Annotated in this window: 17 protein-coding genes; 16 read left to right on the top strand and 1 reads right to left on the bottom strand. The window is 67.3% G+C overall.

The window, feature by feature from the left end:
- Positions 1 to 117 precede the first annotated feature (117 nt).
- The 5 genes from DER72_RS13925 to DER72_RS13905 all read left to right on the top strand — a co-directional run bounded on the left by DER72_RS13925 (position 118) and on the right by DER72_RS13905 (position 6,131).
- Positions 118 to 726 (top strand): cell division protein ZipA C-terminal FtsZ-binding domain-containing protein, encoded by a 609-nt coding sequence (locus DER72_RS13925; RefSeq protein WP_181395680.1) that lies wholly within the window; start codon positions 118 to 120, stop codon positions 724 to 726.
- Between the two features lie 158 nt (positions 727 to 884).
- Positions 885 to 3,968, top strand: coding sequence for an EAL domain-containing protein (locus DER72_RS13920; protein WP_110070582.1), 3,084 nt, complete (start codon positions 885 to 887; stop codon positions 3,966 to 3,968).
- A gap of 273 nt (positions 3,969 to 4,241) precedes the next feature.
- Positions 4,242 to 4,472 carry a DUF2835 family protein gene (locus tag DER72_RS13915; RefSeq protein ID WP_110070581.1) on the top strand — a complete coding sequence of 77 codons (231 nt, stop codon included), beginning with the start codon at positions 4,242 to 4,244 and terminating at the stop codon, positions 4,470 to 4,472.
- Between the two features lie 55 nt (positions 4,473 to 4,527).
- A complete protein-coding gene (locus DER72_RS16525) occupies positions 4,528 to 5,013 on the top strand; it encodes a hypothetical protein (protein WP_258306314.1) in 486 nt (161 codons plus the stop codon).
- Entirely contained in the window at positions 5,010 to 6,131 is a 1,122-nt protein-coding gene (locus tag DER72_RS13905; protein WP_258306313.1) for a diguanylate cyclase, read from the top strand. The genes DER72_RS16525 and DER72_RS13905 overlap by 4 nt, the downstream gene beginning before the upstream one ends.
- Before the next feature lie 76 nt (positions 6,132 to 6,207).
- Here the strand turns inward: DER72_RS13905 and DER72_RS13900 are convergent, their stop codons facing one another.
- Entirely contained in the window at positions 6,208 to 7,110 is a 903-nt protein-coding gene (locus DER72_RS13900; RefSeq protein WP_181395679.1) for a methyl-accepting chemotaxis protein, read from the bottom strand.
- A 230-nt stretch (positions 7,111 to 7,340) separates the two neighbouring features.
- Between DER72_RS13900 and DER72_RS13895 the strand changes: the two genes are divergently transcribed.
- The 11 genes from DER72_RS13895 (at position 7,341) to cheW (ending at position 17,585) form a co-directional block, all read left to right on the top strand.
- Positions 7,341 to 9,023: an HD domain-containing phosphohydrolase gene (locus tag DER72_RS13895; RefSeq protein WP_110070579.1), complete on the top strand. Its 1,683-nt coding sequence runs from the start codon at positions 7,341 to 7,343 to the stop codon at positions 9,021 to 9,023.
- 332 nt (positions 9,024 to 9,355) lie between these two features.
- Positions 9,356 to 9,775: a flagellar export chaperone FliS gene (fliS, locus tag DER72_RS13890; protein ID WP_110070578.1), complete on the top strand. Its 420-nt coding sequence runs from the start codon at positions 9,356 to 9,358 to the stop codon at positions 9,773 to 9,775.
- A complete protein-coding gene (locus DER72_RS13885; RefSeq protein ID WP_110070577.1) occupies positions 9,772 to 10,188 on the top strand; it encodes a flagellar protein FliT in 417 nt (138 codons plus the stop codon). The genes fliS and DER72_RS13885 overlap by 4 nt, the downstream gene beginning before the upstream one ends.
- Positions 10,185 to 11,357 carry a flagellar hook-length control protein FliK gene (locus DER72_RS13880; RefSeq protein ID WP_110070576.1) on the top strand — a complete coding sequence of 391 codons (1,173 nt, stop codon included), beginning with the start codon at positions 10,185 to 10,187 and terminating at the stop codon, positions 11,355 to 11,357. Before DER72_RS13885 ends, DER72_RS13880 begins: the two co-directional genes overlap by 4 nt.
- Positions 11,344 to 11,640, top strand: a complete 297-nt coding sequence (locus tag DER72_RS13875; RefSeq protein ID WP_258306312.1) for an EscU/YscU/HrcU family type III secretion system export apparatus switch protein — start codon at positions 11,344 to 11,346, stop codon at positions 11,638 to 11,640. Before DER72_RS13880 ends, DER72_RS13875 begins: the two co-directional genes overlap by 14 nt.
- A gap of 382 nt (positions 11,641 to 12,022) precedes the next feature.
- Entirely contained in the window at positions 12,023 to 12,355 is a 333-nt protein-coding gene (flhD, locus tag DER72_RS13870; protein ID WP_110070575.1) for a flagellar transcriptional regulator FlhD, read from the top strand.
- Positions 12,356 to 12,358: 3 nt separating this feature from the next.
- Positions 12,359 to 12,922: a flagellar transcriptional regulator FlhC gene (gene flhC / locus DER72_RS13865; RefSeq protein ID WP_110070574.1), complete on the top strand. Its 564-nt coding sequence runs from the start codon at positions 12,359 to 12,361 to the stop codon at positions 12,920 to 12,922.
- A gap of 192 nt (positions 12,923 to 13,114) precedes the next feature.
- Positions 13,115 to 13,987 carry a flagellar motor stator protein MotA gene (motA, locus tag DER72_RS13860; protein ID WP_110070573.1) on the top strand — a complete coding sequence of 291 codons (873 nt, stop codon included), beginning with the start codon at positions 13,115 to 13,117 and terminating at the stop codon, positions 13,985 to 13,987.
- Complete coding sequence (gene motB / locus DER72_RS13855) at positions 13,984 to 14,952, top strand: flagellar motor protein MotB (RefSeq protein ID WP_110070572.1); 969 nt, start codon at positions 13,984 to 13,986, stop codon at positions 14,950 to 14,952. Before motA ends, motB begins: the two co-directional genes overlap by 4 nt.
- 18 nt (positions 14,953 to 14,970) lie before the next feature.
- On the top strand, positions 14,971 to 17,091 hold the full coding sequence (cheA, locus tag DER72_RS13850) for a chemotaxis protein CheA (protein WP_110070571.1): 2,121 nt from the start codon (positions 14,971 to 14,973) through the stop codon (positions 17,089 to 17,091).
- A complete protein-coding gene (gene cheW, locus DER72_RS13845; RefSeq protein WP_110070570.1) occupies positions 17,088 to 17,585 on the top strand; it encodes a chemotaxis protein CheW in 498 nt (165 codons plus the stop codon). The genes cheA and cheW overlap by 4 nt, the downstream gene beginning before the upstream one ends.

Raw genomic sequence — 17,585 nt, 5'->3', positions numbered from 1 at the left:
TCAAGGTCATGAAGCGGATGGCTTACGGGTACCGCGACACGGAGTACTTCTTCCTGAAGATCCGTGCCGCGTTTCCCGGCAAAATGCGATGAACCTAAAAAGTACAAGGAGAGCATGGTGTTCGATTCCCTGCCTGCGGTGTTGGGTGTGGTCGCCCTGTTGGGAAGCCTGGCGGCGGCCGGGCTGGCGCTCTATCTATCTGTTGCGTTCCTGAGGCCACAGCGGGCGGCACGCAGCGCTGAGCCTGACGTCAAGCCGCGGCCCGGGCCGACCAGTGAGTCGACCCAGGATTCGCTACCCTCCCGCTCTGGCAATGGCCCGCGCCGTGCTCAAGCGGTCACGGCGCATAGCCTCTTCGTGATCTTTCCTGAGCCAACGTCCGAGACACAGGCAGATGTAGTGGCATGGCTTCGCAAGGTGGAGGCCCGCTACGATTCCGTCTTCGAGGTCTTCAACGTGGCCGGTGAGCAGCCCGCCAACCCGATCAAGGTCGCCAATGCCTTCCCACCCGGCACCCTGCCGGATCTGCTGCTCAGCCAGGGCAGTAATGGTTTCGAGCTTCGCGGCCTGAGCCTGCTGGTGAAGCCGCCGCTGCGGCGCAGTCGCAACCAGCAGATGCACGTCTTCCTGGCACTGGCCAGGGAGCTTGAGGCGCTTGGCGGCGAGGTGCTCGATGCCGACCGACAGCCGGCCACCGAGCAGACCTACGAGCGCATCCTGGGCTGACTCGCATCAGGCCTGCCTCAAGCTGCCCCGGCATTGGCCGATAGCTAGGCAGAGCCGACCCGACGCGACACACAGGAAGCCCCAATGCCTAGCGAGCCGATCTTGCCCTCGATCTACGTCCTGTCGGCCCTGGCTGGGCGATCCGGTGGCCCCCGTTGATGGCGGCACCCCTGCCGGCCGATGAGGCGGCGCGGCTGCGCGCCATGTGGCGCTATACCCGCCATGACCGCAGCGTCGATCCGGCGTTGGAGGCCATCGTCCAGCTGGCGGTCGATGCCTTCGACATGCGCATCGCGCTGATCAGTCTGGTGGACGAGAGCTGTCAGTGGTTCAAGAGCCAGGTGGGCCTCGGGCTCGATGAAACGCCTCGCGAGTTCTCCTTCTGCGCTCACGCCATCCTGGGAGAAGGGCCCTTCGAGGTAGTGGACGCCGCCCAGGACCCGCGCTTCCACGCCAACCCGCTGGTGACCGGGCCGCCGCATATCCGCTACTACCTGGGGACGCCGCTGGTGACGCCGGAGGGGTTCGCCATCGGCACCCTGTGCCTGATCGATTCGCGGCCGCGCACCCTGGATAAGGCGCAGAAGGCGCACCTCAGGGGGCTGGGCGAGCAGGTCATGCGCCATTTCGAGCTGCAGCGCCTGCGGCGGCTGGAGGAGACCGTCACCCGCGCGGGTCTGGGCACCTGGGAGCTGGACGTGGCCTCGGACGCCGTGTGGGGGAATATGGAGTTCCAGCGCCTGCATGGCTCGGGGCCGCTGACCCTTGGCAGCCGCCAGGCGCTCAGCCAGGACTATCTGCCGGAAGACCGCGAGCGGCTGCAGGCGGGGCTGGAGGCGGTCATTCGCGAGGGAGCGCCCTTCGAGGCGTGCCTGCGCCTGAAGCGCCCGGGGGAGGCGCAGACCACCTGGGTGCAGCTGACGGCCGCCCGGGCGGATGCGGCGAGTCCGTCCCGCCACCTGGCGGGCACCCTCCAGGACATCACGTCGCTCAAGCAGAATAAGCGCGAGCTGGAGTGGCGCCACCGGATCGACCAGCTGGTGACCCGGCTTCAGTCGGGGTTTATCGCCGGGGATGATATCCCCGGCACCTTCGCCACGGCGCTCGAGGCGCTGCTGGAGTTCACCGAGAGCGAGTATGGGTTCATCGGCGAGGTGTTCCATGACGCCGAGGGGCTCCCCTACCTGCAGACCTACGCCATCACCGACATCAGCTGGGACGAGGCCTCGCAGGCGCTCTTCCAGCAGGCCAGGGCCCAGGGGCTGCGCTTTACCCGCCTCGATACCCTCTTTGGCCATGTGCTGCAGAGCGCTGAGCCGCTGATCTCCAATGCGCCGGGCAGCGACCCGCGCAGCGGCGGGCTGCCGCCGGGGCACCCCCCGCTCAAGGCGCTGCTTTGCCTGCCGGTGCTGCTGGAGGGGGAGATGGTGGCAATGGTGGGGCTGGCCAACCGCCCCGATGGTTACAGTGAGCGCTCGCTCACCCTGCTGGAGCCGCTGCTGACCCCGCTGGCCCAGCTGGTGCACAGCCTGCGCCTGCGTCGCCAGCATGATGCGGCCTGGCAGCGCCTGGAGCTGTCGGCCAAGGTGTTCGCTAGCAGCCGCGAGGCGATCATGATCTCGGATGCCGAGAATCGCATCATCGAGGTGAACGAGGCGTTCGAGCGCATCACCGGCTATTCACGAGACGAGGTGCTGGGCAAGAATCCCGGCCTGCTCTCTTCCGGGCGCCAGACGCCGGCCTTCTATCAGGCGCTGTGGCAGACGCTCCGCGAGGAGGGGCACTGGCAGGGGGAGATGCTCAACCGGCGCAAGAACGGCGAGCTGCTGCCGGAGATGCTGTCGATCTCGGTGGTGCGCAACGACGCCGGTGAGGCGACCCACCATGTGGCGGTGTTTTCCGATCTGACGCGCCTCAAGCAGCACGCCGATGAGCTGTTTCGCGCCGGGCATTTCGATCGGCTCACCGGCATGCCCAACCGCCATCATATGGTTCAGCTGATGCAGGAAGCGCTGGGGCGACGCCGCCCGGAGGAGTCTCTGGCAGTCGGTGTGCTCGACCTCGACCGCTTCCAGGACCTCAATGCCCGCCTGGGTCGGGAGGAGAGCGACCGCGTGCTGGTGGCGCTGGCGGGGAGGCTGGCGGAGGCGGTGGCACCGGGCGACCTGGTGGCGAGGCTCGGCGGCGACGAGTTTGCCTTCCTGCTGCATCGCTTTCAGGACGCGGGGGAGCGGCTCGAGCGCATCATCGAGCGGCTGGCTGAGCCGCTGCCGGTTCGCACGGGCGAGGTGCTGCGCGTCACCGGCAGCCTGGGGGTGACCCTCTATCCGGCCGATGACGCCGACCCCGAGACCCTGCTACGCCATGCCGACCAGGCGATGTACCGTGCCAAGGTGCTGGGGGGCAACAGCTATGTGCTGTTCGACCCGGATCGCGAGCAGCAGATCAAGGCGCTGCAGGCGCGGCGCAAGGCGCTCTCCCGGGCCCTGCTGAACGATGAGTTCGTGCTCTATTATCAGCCGCAGATCGACCCGCGCACCCGGCGCGCCATAGGCGTGGAGGCGCTGATTCGCTGGCAGCACCCCGAGCAGGGGCTGCTGGCCCCCCATGCCTTCCTGCCCACCATCGCCGGTAGCGACCTGGAGCTGGCCTTCGATGCCTGGGTGCTGCGCACGGCGCTGCGTCAGGTCGAGGCCTGGCTGGCCGAGGGTCTTTCCTTGGGCGTCTGCATCAACCTCACGCCCAAGTCGCTGACCCAGGATGGCTTCGTCGATACTCTGCGTGCGACCCTGGCCGCTCATCCCCGGGTGCCGCCGAAGCTGCTCTGCCTGGAGGTGCTGGAATCGACGGCGCTGGACGATTTCCAGGCGGCGACCCGGGTGATGCGCGACTGTCGTGCGCTGGGCGTGCAGGTGGCGCTGGATGACTTCGGCACCGGCTACTCGTCGCTGGCCTATCTGCGTAACCTGCCAGTGGATGTGATCAAGGTGGATCGCAGCTTCGTCATGAGCATGCTGGAGCGCGAGCACGACCTGGCCATCGTGGAGAGCGTGATCTACCTCGCCAAGCGGTTCGGCAAGCAGGTGGTGGCCGAAGGGGTGGAGAGCGCTGCCCACAGCGAACGCCTCCAGGCAATGGGCTGCGACCTGCTGCAGGGCTTCGGTATCGCCCGGCCGATGCCGGGCGAGGCGCTGCCCGCCTGGTGCCAGGCCTTCGCCGATGGCCGGCAGAATGTAACCTAGGCTCTGTCCGAAAACTGGCTGCGCTCGACCATACGGCGTTAAAAATCAGCTCGTGCGCGAGTCCGATCAAAATACTCATTTACACCCCGTAAACTCCGTCTTTTCGCTGATTTTTGCCTTGTCTGTCCTTCGCTCGCCGACTTTTCAGACAAAGCCTAGGCGGGCGGCTACCCGGGCTGCTGGTCGAAACGGCTGGCCCGCTCAACCCTCTCGTTTCCGAGATGGCCACGAGCCGCTGTGCTCGCGGGATGATGCCGAAGAGGGCAGGGCAGGATGATGACGCTGGATGTGGTGCTGTCGCTCTCGCCTGAGGCGTGCCGGGCCTACTATGAGGGGCGTGCCGAGCAGGTTCACGCCTGGAGCACCGATGGGCGGCGGGTGGCCTTTCCGGCCGTGGCGCTGCGCCGGGTGGTGACCCGGGAAGGCGTGCATGGCATCTATCGCCTGAGGGTCTCGGACCAGGGCAAGCTGCTGGAGATCACGCGGCAGGCGGATCTCCGCTGACGTGATAACATACCGGTAACAATAGCCTTATAACACCTGTGTCAGGAGTTCACCCATGGTGCCTGGAACCGTGCTGCGCCGTTCGTTTGCCGGGTTATCCGTCGCGCTGCTGTGGCTTGCCGGAACGGCAGCCTCGGCGTCGCCGGAGTTCGTCATCCTCAAGCAGGGCCAGCAGGAGAGCCGCCTCTCCGTGGAGGAGCTGCGCCAGCGTGCCGACCTGCGCTTCTCGTTCTACGACCCCTATCTGGCGGATGAGGTGGAAATCACCGGCCTGGTGTTTCGCGACCTGCTGCATGAAACGTTCGGCGAGGTGCCGGCGCAGCTGCGCTTCACCGCCTGGGATGACTACGACGTCACCCTTGGCGGCTGGGACGATCCGAACTGGATCCTGGTGACCCATCACGACGGTGAGCCGCTCAGCCTTCGCCAGCGCGGCCCGTTGCGTCTGGTGGAGCGCGACTACGGCAGTCGCGATCCCGGCAACCTGCGCAACTTCAACGACTGGATCTGGATGATTCGTGAGGTCGAAGCGCTGCCATGAGTCGGGGTCTGCGCTGGCGTCGCCATCTGGGGTGGCTGTGGCTCAGCGTGATGAGCTTCACCGCCCTGATGCTGCTGATCACCTACGAGACGCGCTGGGTGCACCCCGACATCAACGCCTACTTCAGCCAGTCCGGCAACCTCACCGGTCAGCAGCTCGCCACGCGCTCCCGCCGCTACCTGGAGGAGAGCCTGGGCCTGCTTCTGGAGGAGGGCGAGAGTGCCGCCGCCCGCGAGCGAGCCAGCTTCCGGGTCGAGCTGGGCTACAGCCTCTTCGATATCGGCCTCTACCGAAACGAGTACGCCTGCACGCTGCCGAGCCTGGCGCGGCTGGACGAGCTTCAGCAGCGACTGACGCGCGGTGAGGCCTTGCCGCCGTCGTCTCTCAGCCAGCACCTGCTGGGGCCGATCCGCTGCCTGACCGAGATCGAGATGGACCAGCTCGATCGCCGCAGCAAGGTGACCAACGAGTTCGTGGAGCAGACCCGCCGCCACCAGACCCAGGTGCTGGTGGGCAGCCTGCTGATCTACCTGCTGGGCCTGGTCTTCTGGTGGATGCATGAGCGCCGGCGCCGCCAGGCCGAGCGGGCCAGCCGCGATAGCCTGCGCTGGATGGCCCAGGCGCTGCGCGACCCGCTCACCGGTATCGGTAACCGCAGCGCCCTGCATGATGACGTGATGGACGACCAGGGCCGCGCCCTGGGGCTTGTCCTGATCGATATCGACTACTTCAAACAGTACAACGACGCCCTCGGCCACCCGGATGGAGACCGCCTGCTGCGCGAGCTGGTGGAGCTGATCGACGCGGCCCTGGGCCGACGGGCCAGGCTCTATCGCATGGGCGGCGATGAGTTCGCCGCCCTGCTGCCCTGTGAGGGCGAGGCCATCCTGGAACGCGCCTGCCAGGACCTGATCGACGCGGTTCACCGGGCGGCGCTGCCCCATCCGGGCCACCCAGCCGGTGACTGGGTGACACTCAGCCTGGGGGCGGTCCACTTCACTGCCAGGGGTGACGGCTTCTCGGGCGCCTATGCCGCGGCCGACCAGGCTCTCTATCACGTCAAGGCAAACGGCCGCGATGGCTGGAGGCTCGGCAGCGACGTCTCCTCCTCCGCCTGAGGGGAAGCACTCCCTTGCAGCGGCACCCCTGCGAACCGGCCGATCGTCGGCCGGTCGATCGTCAGCTGGTCGATTATCAGCCGGTCTGCGCCAGCCGTGCGGCCGTTGTCGGCCTGGCCAGCCGGAAGGTGCCCACCGCGGTCAGCAGGTTGCTGGCCGTTTCCGCCAGCCGTTCGGCATTGGCCTGGGAGGCATGGAGGGCCTGGCGCGAGGCCTGCAGGGCGGCCTGCATCTCCAGCACGCTGCCCTCCAGCTCCTCGATCCCCAGATGCTGTTCGCGGCTGGCGCCGTCGATCTCCACCAGCCGTGCCGCCACCTGGTCGTAGGCGCCGAGCACCTCGGCCATGGCATCGCTGGCGGTGCGGGTGCGCTGCGCCCCCGCCTGGACGCTCTCGCCGGTCTCGTGGATGCGCCGGCGAATGCTCTCGGCGATCTCGCTGGTGCGCTGGGAGAGTTGGCGGACCTCGCCGGCGACCACCGCGAAGCCGCGCCCCTGATCGCCGGCCCGGGCCGCTTCCACCGAGGCGTTGAGTGCCAGCAGGTTGGTCTGGAAGGTGATCTGGTCGATGTCGCCGAGCAGGGAGGCGATGCCGGCGGCGTCACCCTCAAGCCGGGTCATGGCGCTGCCCAGCGCTTCCACTTCCTGCTGGCCATGCCGGGCATGGCGCGCGGCCGCTTCGGCGAGTTCGCGCACCCGGGCAGCTTCGCTTGCGCTCTCCCGCGTGGTGGCGCTGAGCTGGGTGGCGCTGGCCGAGACCCGTGCCACCTGGCCGGCATTGCGTTCGGCCTGCTCGCCGAGCTCGGTCTGGCTGCTGGCCAGGGCATCGCCCAGGTCACCGACCTCGCTGGCCGTCGCCCGCACCTGATGCAGGGTGCTCGCGACTCGCTGCTGCATGGTCTCGATGGCCGCAAGCGTCGGCCTGCCGAGGTCGCGGCGGGTGAAGACATCGTCCAGGCGACCCTGGCCGGCGCGGGGCATCCGGAGCATCCTTCTGTGAGAGGGGGAGGCCTGGGCGTCATGGCCGGCCACCTTCCTGCTATCGGCCGGCATCGGGAAACCTTTAGCCGGCCTGTCGGAAAATATAACTCCTGTACAAGTATTTGTCGCCGTTGTTTGCGGCAGGCTCAAGTTTCCGGCCTGACGGCCGATAGCACCGAGGGAGCCATCGGGCACGGGCCATGGTGTGACGAGAGCAGGCAGGGACAGGGATGACGGGAGCAGACGACGGCTACGTTCGGGTGACGACGCCCGCCGAGATGGAAGAGATGCTGTTACGGCTCAGCCAGCCGGGAGGTGCCTCGCTGCAGCTCGATGCCGAGGCGAGCCACCCGTTTCCGGTGCTGGTGGTGGAGCAGCTGCCGGGCGAGCACCTGTGGCTCGATATCAGTGCCATCCGTGAGATCGCCCCGGAGCTCAAGCGCGGCACGGCGTTCCGCCTGCTGGGGCAGAGCCGCGACCAGATGCTGCGCACGCCGCCATTGGCGATGAGCGAGTGCCAGGAGCAGGGGGGGCGCCTGATGTGCCGTTGCCCTTACCCCACCAGCCTCGAGGTGCTGCAGCGGCGCGCCTCCTTCCGCGCCCGCCTGCGCCTCGGCATGGAGGTGGGGGCCATCGTGCGTGGCGACGATAGCGAGGCATCGCTGCAGGGGGATCTGAAGGATCTCTCCCTGGAGGGGTGTCAGCTGGAGCTGCCGCTGTCGGGGGCCGGCTTCCTGGCTGACGCCGACTTGGTGGAGATCGAGCTCTGCTTCCTCAACGGCACGCGCTTTGCCATCCGCGCTAAGCCCCGCCACCGTCAGGCGGACCCCGAGCGCCAGGCGCTGCGCGTCGGCATGCAGTTCGTGGCGCCGAGCGGCGACCAGGAGCGGCAGCTCTGGCACTTCGTGCGCGAGATCGAGCGGGAGTCCACCCGCCAGGGGGAGGGCAGCGACAGCTCGCTGCTGCCCTCGCTGCTGTTCCAGACCGACCTGGCCGCCCCTGCCCCGGTGAGCCGTCGCAACGTCTCCCCCTATGCCACCCCCATGGCCAAGCGGCTGGCTCGCATCGCCGGCTACCTGGATGCCCAGCTGCTCGAGATCAAGCAGGGCGGCCGCCTCGATTCCGTGCAGCTCTCGAGCTTTGCCGACCGCCTGCTGGGGCTGCATGCCGAAGATCGCGAGGCGCTGCTGTTTGCCACCTGTTGCCTCTACAACGAGCCGCTGCTGGTGCGCCACGGCCTGGGCGTTGCCGTACACCTGCTCGATCTCGCCTCGAGCGGTCCCTTGCCACGCGATGTGCGCAAGGCGCTGGTCGCCTGCGCCATGGTGCACGACCTCGGAAAGTCGCTGCTCCCGACCGAGTTACTGGAGGCAAGGGACTGGGGCGTGCCCCAACGCAAGGCGCTCGCCGCCCACGTCGAGGTGATGCGTGAGCGCCTGGGGGCCTGCCACTGGCTCGCTCCGGGGGTGGTGCAGGCGGTGGTCATGCGAATCAACGAGCGCCTGGATGGCAGCGGCTACCCCGATGGGCTCTCCGGGGAGCAGCTCGGCGAGCTGACGCGGCTGGCCAGCGTGGTGGATGTGGTGGAGGCCATGCGGCGCGACCGTCCCGACCGCCCGGCCTGGACGATCAGCGATATCTATCGCTACCTGCTCAGCCACCCTGGCCAGTTCGATGCCCGCTGGGTGAAGCGCTATCTCAAGCACTTCGGTGTCATGCCGATCGGTACCCTGGTGCGCTTCGCCGGGGGCGAACTGGGCTGGGTACAGCGCCTGGATGGCATGGGACGCCTGGCCCAGATCCAGCTGACCGAGCGGGCCGAAGCGCCCGGGGAGGCGCTGGGCGAGGTGCTGCGAGGCGAGCGTCTCGAGCGGCTGGGTGAGGTCGCCGAGGTGCTGGCGGTCTCCTGCTGAACCTGGCTCGCTGCGTCCTCTCGGTCGGCGCACTTCGGCGCACTAGGCGCTGTCTGAAAAGTCGGCGAGCGAAGGCCAGACAAGGCAAAAATCGGCGAAAAGACGGAGTTTACGCAGTGTAAATGAGTACTTTGAGCCGATTTTTAACGCCGTATGGACGAGCGCAGTCAGTTTTCGGACAGTGCCTAAAGTCTTCTTATCCCGTGCCGATAGAGGAATATATCCACCTGATCGCGGGCTATTCATGGCCTCGGCGGGTGCCAAGGGTGTCACACTGAGTGTCATGATGCGGTGCAAGATCGGGCATCGTATGCGAATCAGAGGAGAAGACGATGAGTGCCATACGTGGAGCCGCTGCCTACGGCCGAGGCGCCAGCGCCTATGCCCGGGTCGGCGTGGAGAGCGGCGTGATGTCGGCAAGCCCCCATCAGCTGATCGTGATGCTCTTCGACGGGGCCCTGGCGGCGATGCGTGCGGCGCGCATTCACATGGAAGCCGGCAATACAGCGGAGAAGGGGCAGTCCATCTCCAAGGCGCTGGATATCGTCAACAACGGCCTGGCGGCCGCCCTGGACACCGAGAAGGGCGGTGAGGTGGCCGAGCGGCTGGCGTCGCTTTACGACTATGTCGCCCGCCTGTTGCTGGCCGCCAACCTGCACAACGACCCGCAGAGCCTGACCCAGGCCGAGTCCCTGCTCGAGAACGTGGCCTCCGCCTGGCGCGACATCGGCGGCCAGGCGGGGCGCGAATGAGTGCCCACCTGAAGGGCGATGCCGAGACGCCTGTCGATCGCCAGGCGCTGCTGCTGGCGGCCTACGAGTCGTTGATGAACGCCTCGCGACGCATGCTGGTCTCGGCCGAGGCCGGCGACTGGGAGGCGCTGATCGAGCAGGAGGCCGACTACCTGGTGCGGGTCGAGCGCATCAAGCGCATGGATGCGCAGCAGCCGCTGGATGACGTCGCGGCGGCCCGCAAGGCGGCGCTGCTCGAGCAGATCCTCGAGCAGGATCTGGAGGTTCGCCGGCGGCTCGTCGAGCGGCGCGAGGAGCTCGGTCGCCTGATCGGCAGCTCACGGCGGCAGCAGGCCCTGTCCCGCGCCTATGGCCCTCAGCAGGGGGGCATGCCCATTGACGCGGCACACCGGTTCGGTCCGCCGGAGCCGTGAGCGGTATCAACTCGCTGATCGACACCGTTCTGCACCAGGTACTGGGCAAGCGGATCGACACCGCGCCACCGCGTGACCTCAACGAGCCGGTGCGGCCGATCTCTCCCTCCGAAGCGCCCCGCGCTCTGCACAGCGATTCGCGCCTGGATGCCAGGTCGCGCTCTGCGCTGGTCGTGGAGCCTCAGCGCCCCGGTCGCGAAGGGGCGGCCCCCCCTCCCGCCGCGCGGCCGGGTGGCGAGCCATCGCCACCGTCCTCTACCCAGACCCATTTCACCCCCGCGGCGCGTTCCATTGCCGATGTGCTGCTGCGCTTCCCGGCGCCGCCATCGGCGCTCCGGCCCGCGGCTCCGCTGGTGGCGACCTCGGAGCCGGCGACCCCGGCGCTCACGGCCGAGCGGCTGCAGCTCAGCGTGCGCGACAGCGGGCTCTTCTATGAATCGCACCTCAACCGCTGGTATCGGGGCGAGATGCCTCGGGAGCAGCTGCTGCGCGAGCCCCAGAGCCTTCAGCTGCGCGAGCCCCAGAACCTGATGCGTCCGCCGGGCTTCGTGCCGGCGGCACCTGTGCCGGGTCGTGCCGGTGTCTCCCCGCAGGGCCAGGCGGCGGCAGAACCGCCAAACCTGCGCCTCCAGACCTTCGAGCCGGCGGCGCCCTCGCTGCGTCGCGACCTGATGTCGCCGCTGACCCCGGCCCGAAGCCCGGAGCCGCCGGAACGGCAGGTCGCCCCCGGGCGAGATGTCCCCCTGCCGGCCGTTCGCGAGCCGGTGCAGGAGAGCCTGCAGGGGATCGTGCGCCAGCAGCTGGAGATGCTGGTGACGCCGGTGCTGCGCTGGGAGGGCGACGTCTGGACGGGGCTCTTCATGGCTCTGGTGCTGCAGGTGCCCGTGGCCGAGCGGGATGCGCCCTCCGAGGAAAAGGGGGACCAGGAGCGCGACGAGCAGGAGGCGTGGCGCAGCGCGATGACGCTGCAGGTGGCGGGCTTCGGCGAGGTGCAGGTATCGCTGTGGCTGACGGACTCCCGCCTCGAGCTTGGCCTCTCTGCCCCTGAGCCGGACGTTCGCCAGACGCTGGCGCGAGGACTCGACCGGCTCGAAGGCAGGCTGTCGGCGCTGGGGCTTGCGGAGGTGAGGGTGCGGCTGCTCGAGGAGGTGCCGCATGGCCGAGCGTGATGGAATGACCGGGCGCGAGGGGCTGCCGCGACGCCGGGCCGTGGCCCTGGCCTATCGCGAGGGCGATGACGCCCCACGGGTGATCGCCAAGGGCTATGGCGAGCTCGCCGAGCGGATCATGGCGGAGGCGCGCCGGCAGGGCATTCACGTGCATGATGCGCCGGAGCTGGTCGGGCTGCTGATGGGGCTGGATCTCGACGAGCGCATCCCCCCTTCGCTCTACCAGGTGATCGCCGAGCTGCTGGTGTGGGTCAGGGAGCTGGCCGAAGAGTCAAGAAATTGAGTTAACTTTTGTAAAAAATTGTTTTCAAAAAGTAAAAAACCAAAGCAAACCTTGTTGCCAGGCTGACACAGTATGAGATCTCTCATTCCAGCTGGATGATTTTCATCACCTTTTTTTGTGTATTGATCCAGGTCAACGTTTCGTCATTGTTTCGCAATTTGCTGACCTATTGCATCCCCGCCGTATTTCCCCAGAATCGTTGCCATACGTAAGGAACAGTGTCCGCACCGACGGGCGCTGAAAAACCGTCAAGCCTGCCGGTCCATGAACACACTCCTGGGCGCAAGCCGGTCCATGAACACACTCCTGGGCGCAAGAGGTAGGTGACAAGAAGAAAGCCGCGGCAATCCCCTGGCGCGGCAACAACTTGGCGTAGGGAACCATGCAACATACCGACCTGCTGGACGAGATCGAGGAGATCAATCTCGCCTACCTGCTGCTGGCGCAGCGGATGCTGCTTGCCGACCGAGTCTCGGCCATGTTCCGTCTCAAGATCGACGATGAGATGGCGGACCTGCTGCAGTCGCTGAGCTCTCGACAGCTGGCGCGGCTGGCGCGTACCAACCAGCTGCTCTGCCACTTCGGCCACGGCAGCGCGGACCAGCTTCGCCAGATCGTCGGCAATCCCCGCGACCAGGGGCAGGACCGCTTCCACGCCTCCCTGCTGATGGCCTCGCGTACCCGGCTGTCGCTGGCCGCCGGTGAGGGGGCCTGAGCCATGTCGCAGAAGAGTCTTGTCGATGAGATGCAGCAGGTGCAGCTGGCTATCGAGCTGATCGAGCTCGGCGCTCGCCTGCAGGTGCTGGAGACCGAGACCGAGATCAGCCGTGCCAAGCTGATTCGCCTCTACAAGGAAGTGCGCGGCATGTCGCCCCCCAAGGGGATGCTGCCGTTCTCTGCCGACTGGTTCATCACCTGGCTGCCCAATATTCACTCCTCGCTGTTCTACAACATCTACCTGCGGCTGCGGGAAGATCATGGCTGCGAGCGGATGGAGGCTTTCGTCACGGCCTTCCGGCTCTACCAGGAGCAGGTGAAGCTCGATGGCGCCGAGACGGTGCTGGGCCTGACCCGGGCCTGGACGCTGCTGCGCTTCTTCGAAAGCGACCTGCTGCAGCTCTCCGAGTGCACGCGCTGTACCGGTCACTTTGTGGCCCATGCCCACAGCCCCGCTCATGACTATGTGTGCGGCATCTGCCAGCCCCCCTCTCGGGCGGGCAAGACCCGCAAGCGCCAGAAGGCCGGTGCCGAGACCCCTGCCGCGGTTCGTCGAGTCTCCTGACACACAGGCGCCGGCACGGCGCCACCCCCTACGTCTGACCGCGCGCTTTCATCGAGTCGCGCGGTTTTTTGTTGGCATGTCTCAAGTCCCGGGCCGGGAGGCCGATAAGACCAGTACGACGTCTCGGTGGCTCCACCGCTGGTGGCAAGGCCGAGCCGGGGCGGACGACGGGCTGAGCGAAGGAAGTGGGCAGTGCTGATACCTCTTGGATATATCGTTGTCATTCTCTGCGTGTTCGGCGGTTTCGTGCTGGCCGGCGGCAGCCTCGGGCCCATCTTTCAGCCTCTGGAGCTGCTGATGATCGGCGGCGCGGGGGTGGGGGCCTTCATCGCCGCCAACAACGGCAAGGCGATCAAGGCTACCTTCCGGGTCTTCTCCAAGCTCAAGCGCGCCAACCGCTACGACAAGAGCTTCTACATGGAGCTGATGGGGCTGCAGTACAAGATCCTCGCCAAGATTCGCCGCGAGGGCATGCTGGGGGTCGAGCGCGATATCGACGCCCCCCAGGAGAGCGCGCTCTTCAACGACTACCCGCGGCTTCTTTCCGACCCCATGGTGATGAACTTCCTCACCGACTACCTGCGCATCATGGTGAGCGGCAGCATGGAGCCCATGGAGCTCGACGAGCTGATGCTCCATGAGATCGAGGCCTTCGAGGCCGAGGTGCATATTCCGGCGGATGCCATCGCCAAGGTCGGCGATGCCATGCCAGCCTTCGGCATCGTGGCGGCGGTGCTGGGCGTGGTAAAGGCGCTCACCTATGCCGACGCCGGCCCCGACGAGATGGGGGAGATGATCGCACACGCCCTGGTGGGCACCTTCCTCGGCATCCTCCTGGGCTACGGCTTCATCAACCCGGTGGCGAGCCGCATCGAGCGCCAGGCCAAGGAGGCAGAGAAGGTGCTGCAGTGCATGCGGGTGACGCTGCTGGCCAGCCTCCACGGTTACGCCCCCCAGATGGCCGTGGAGTTCGGCCGCAAGGCGCTGCATACCGCGGAGCGGCCGAGCTTCCACGAACTGGAGGAGCACGTGCGTAGCGCCAAGTCGGAGTCTGCCGGCGCATGAGCACGGGGGAGGGGCGCCGGCCCATCATCATTCGCCGCAAGAAGGTGGTGCATCGCCACCATGGCGGCAGCTGGAAGATCGCCCTGGCCGACTTCATGACGGCGCTGATGGCGCTGTTCCTGGTGATGTGGATCCTGTCGGCGGCAAGCCCGGAGCAGCGCGAGGGCGTCGCCGAGTACTTCCGCACCCCGCTGGTCACCGCCATCACCGGCGGCAGCGGCTCGGCCCAGACCAGCAACGTGATTCCCGGCGGCGGGCCCGACCCGGTGCATTCCGAAGGCGAGCGGGCGCGCCTCGACATGCGTGCCCAGACGCGCCCCAGCGATGTGCAGCGCAACTTTTTCACCGACCTGCAGCGGCGCATCGAGTCGGCGCTCCAGGAGGATCCCGAGCTGCGCCATCTGCGCAGCCAGATGCGCTTCGACATGACCCGCGAAGGGCTGCGTATCCAGCTGCTGGATACCGACCAGCGCCCGATGTTCGACGTGGGCAGCGACCGGGTCGCCCCCTACATGCGCAACCTTCTGCGCACCATGGCGCCGCTGCTCAACGAGCTGAACAACGACCTGAGCATCGGTGGCCACACCGACAGCACCCCCTTCGCCGGGGGCTATCGCGGCTACAGCAACTGGGAGCTCTCCAACGATCGCGCCAACGCCTCGCGCCGCGAGTTGGTGGCCGGGGGCTTCGACTCCGGCAAGCTGCTGCGCGTCTCGGGCTTCGCCGACCGGGTGCCGCTGCCGGATCTCAATCCGCAGGATTCCGCCAATCGGCGCATCGAGCTGCTGCTGCTGTTCCCGGATGTGAGCGAACAGATTCGCTCTCCCTCCCTGATCAACGGGCCCGGGATGCCGTCACCGGCCGCCCGCCTGGGCGGCGAGGTCGACCTGGCGCCGGTGGAGGCCTTCCAGCAGAGCCTGCGCCAGGCCCTGGGCGGCGAGGCCGGCGCTGCCGATACGCCATAACGAGGAGAAGGACACGCGATGGATATCACCGATTTCTATGACACCTTCTTCGAGGAGGCCGAGGAGCTGCTGGCGGACATGGAGCGCCACCTGCTGGAGCTCGACGTGGAAGCGCCGGACGCCGAGCAGCTCAACGCCATCTTTCGAGCGGCCCACTCCATCAAGGGCGGCGCGGGGACCTTCGGCTTCGAGGTACTGCAGAAGACGACCCATCTGTTCGAGAACCTCCTCGACCACACCCGCAAGGGCGAGCTGCGCCTGCGCCGGGACATCGTCGATACCTTCCTGGAAACCAAGGACATGCTCAACGACCAGCTCGGCGCCTACCGCAACGGCGAAGACCCCGACCAGGCCGCCTTCGAGCGCATCTGCGCCATCCTGCAGCAGCTGGCGCGAGAGGAGATCGATCAGGGCCTGGCGGGCGGTGCGTCGGCCAGCCCCGCGCCCGCCAGCCCGGCACCCGCCGTGGAGCCCGCGGCCGAAGCGGGGGCGCCGGAATGGGGGGCTGTCCCCGATTCAAGCGCCGATTCAAGCGGCTGCCTGGTGGTGGCCCTGCTGGGGGTGAGCGACGAGAACCGTGCGCTGCTCATCGAGGAGCTCGGCCAGCTCGGTGAGGTGAAGGGCGAGGGCGGCGATCAGGCACGCTACGAGGTGCTGCTGGAGACCACGGCGAGCCCGGACGACATCGAGGCGGTGATGTGCTTCATCATCGAGCCCGACGAGATCGAGGTCACTCAAGCCGCCGCTTCTGCCGATGAGGCGGTCGCGAAAGCGCCGGCCGGTGATGCCGTCGCGCCGGCCGCGGCGGAGCCGCCGGCACCCACTCCCTCGCCGGCGCCCGCTCCCCCCCAGCAGCAGGGCGCTACCGAGGCGGCCGCCAAGGCCAAGCCGAAGCCCAAGGCCAGCGAGTCAGCGTCGATCCGCGTCTCGGTGGAGAAGGTCGATCAGATCATCAACCTGGTGGGCGAGCTGATCATCACCCAGTCGATGCTCGACCAGACCGTGAGCGAGCTGGATGGCGTAAGCAACGGCGCGCTGCTCAACGGCATGAGCCTGCTGCAGCGCAACGCTCGGGACCTCCAGGAAGCGGTGATGTCGATCCGGATGATTCCCATGGACTTCGTTTTCAGCCGCTTCCCGCGGGTGGTGCGCGAGATCTCGGCCAAGCTTGGCAAGGAGATCGAGCTGGTCACCGAGGGGGGGGCCACCGAACTCGACAAGAGCCTGACCGAGCGGATCATCGATCCGCTGACCCACCTGGTGCGCAACAGCCTCGACCACGGCATCGAGCCGCCCGAGGAGCGCGAGGCCCAGGGCAAGCCGCGCACCGGCCGGCTGACCCTCTCGGCCCGCCATCAGGGCGGCAATATCCTCATCGAGGTGATCGACGACGGCGCCGGCCTCAATCGCGACCGGCTGTTGGCCAAGGCGCGGGAGAGCGGTCTGGCTGTTTCCGACACCATGTCCGACGACGAGGTGTGGCAGCTGATCTTTGCCCCTGGCTTTTCCACCGCCAAGGAGGTGACCGACGTTTCCGGCCGCGGCGTGGGCATGGACGTGGTCAAGCGCAACATCCAGGGCATGGGGGGGCAGGTGCAGATCATGTCCCGGGCGGGCGAGGGCACCACCATTCGCATCCTGCTGCCGCTGACCCTGGCCATCCTCGACGGTATGTCGATCCGGGTCGGGGAGGAGGTCTTCATCCTGCCGCTCACCGCGGTGCTGGAGTCGCTGCAGCCGGCCCAGGAGGATCTCTACGCCATGGCCGGCGACGACGTGGTGCTCAAGGTGCGCGACGAGTACCTGCCGGTGGTGGCGGTGCACGAGGCCTTCGACGTGGCCGGGGCGCGCACCGAGCTCACCGAGACCATCGCCGTGATCGTGCAGGGCGAGGGGCGCCGCTATGCGCTGCTGGTGGATGATCTGATCGGCCAGCAGCAGGTGGTGGTGAAGAACCTCGAGACCAACTATCGCAAGGTGCCGGGGGTGTCGGCCGCCACCATCCTCGGGGATGGCAGCGTGGCGCTGATCCTCGACATCGCCGGCCTGCATCAGCTCAGTCGTTCCAAGAAGCAGACGCGGCGTGACAGCCGCCAGTCGGCTTCGCCGCTTTCCGTCAAGGAGGTTGACCTCACATGAACAGCCAGACGTCCCCGACCGCACTTGCCTCCGCCGAGGCCGGCAACCAGGAGTTTCTGGTCTTCTCCCTGGGGGAGGAGGAGTACGCCATCGATATCCTCAAGGTGCAGGAGATCCGCGGCTACGAGAACGTGACCCGCATCGCCAATGCGCCGGACTTCATCAAGGGGGTGACCAACCTGCGCGGCGTGATCGTGCCGATCGTCGACCTGCGCATCAAGTTCCACCTCGAGCGGGTGGAGTACGGCGGCCAGACCGTGGTGATCGTGGTCAATGTCGCCGATCGCATCGTCGGCATCGTGGTGGATGGCGTCTCCGATGTCATGACCCTCACCCCGGAGCAGATCAAGCCGGCGCCGGAGTTCGGGGTCACCCTCTCCTCCGACTTCCTGAGCGGCCTGGGTAGCCTGGAGGACCGCATGCTGGTGCTGGTGGACATCGACAAGCTGCTGACCAGCGAGGAGATGGCGCTGGTGGAGAAGGCCACCGACTGA

The sequence above is a fragment of the Halomonas sp. A11-A genome (assembly GCF_003182195.1).
Classification (GTDB): Bacteria; Pseudomonadota; Gammaproteobacteria; order Pseudomonadales; family Halomonadaceae; genus Halomonas; species Halomonas alkalicola.
The sequence above is the reverse complement of the archived record's forward strand: the minus strand, read 5'-3'. Positions and strand labels throughout refer to the sequence as shown.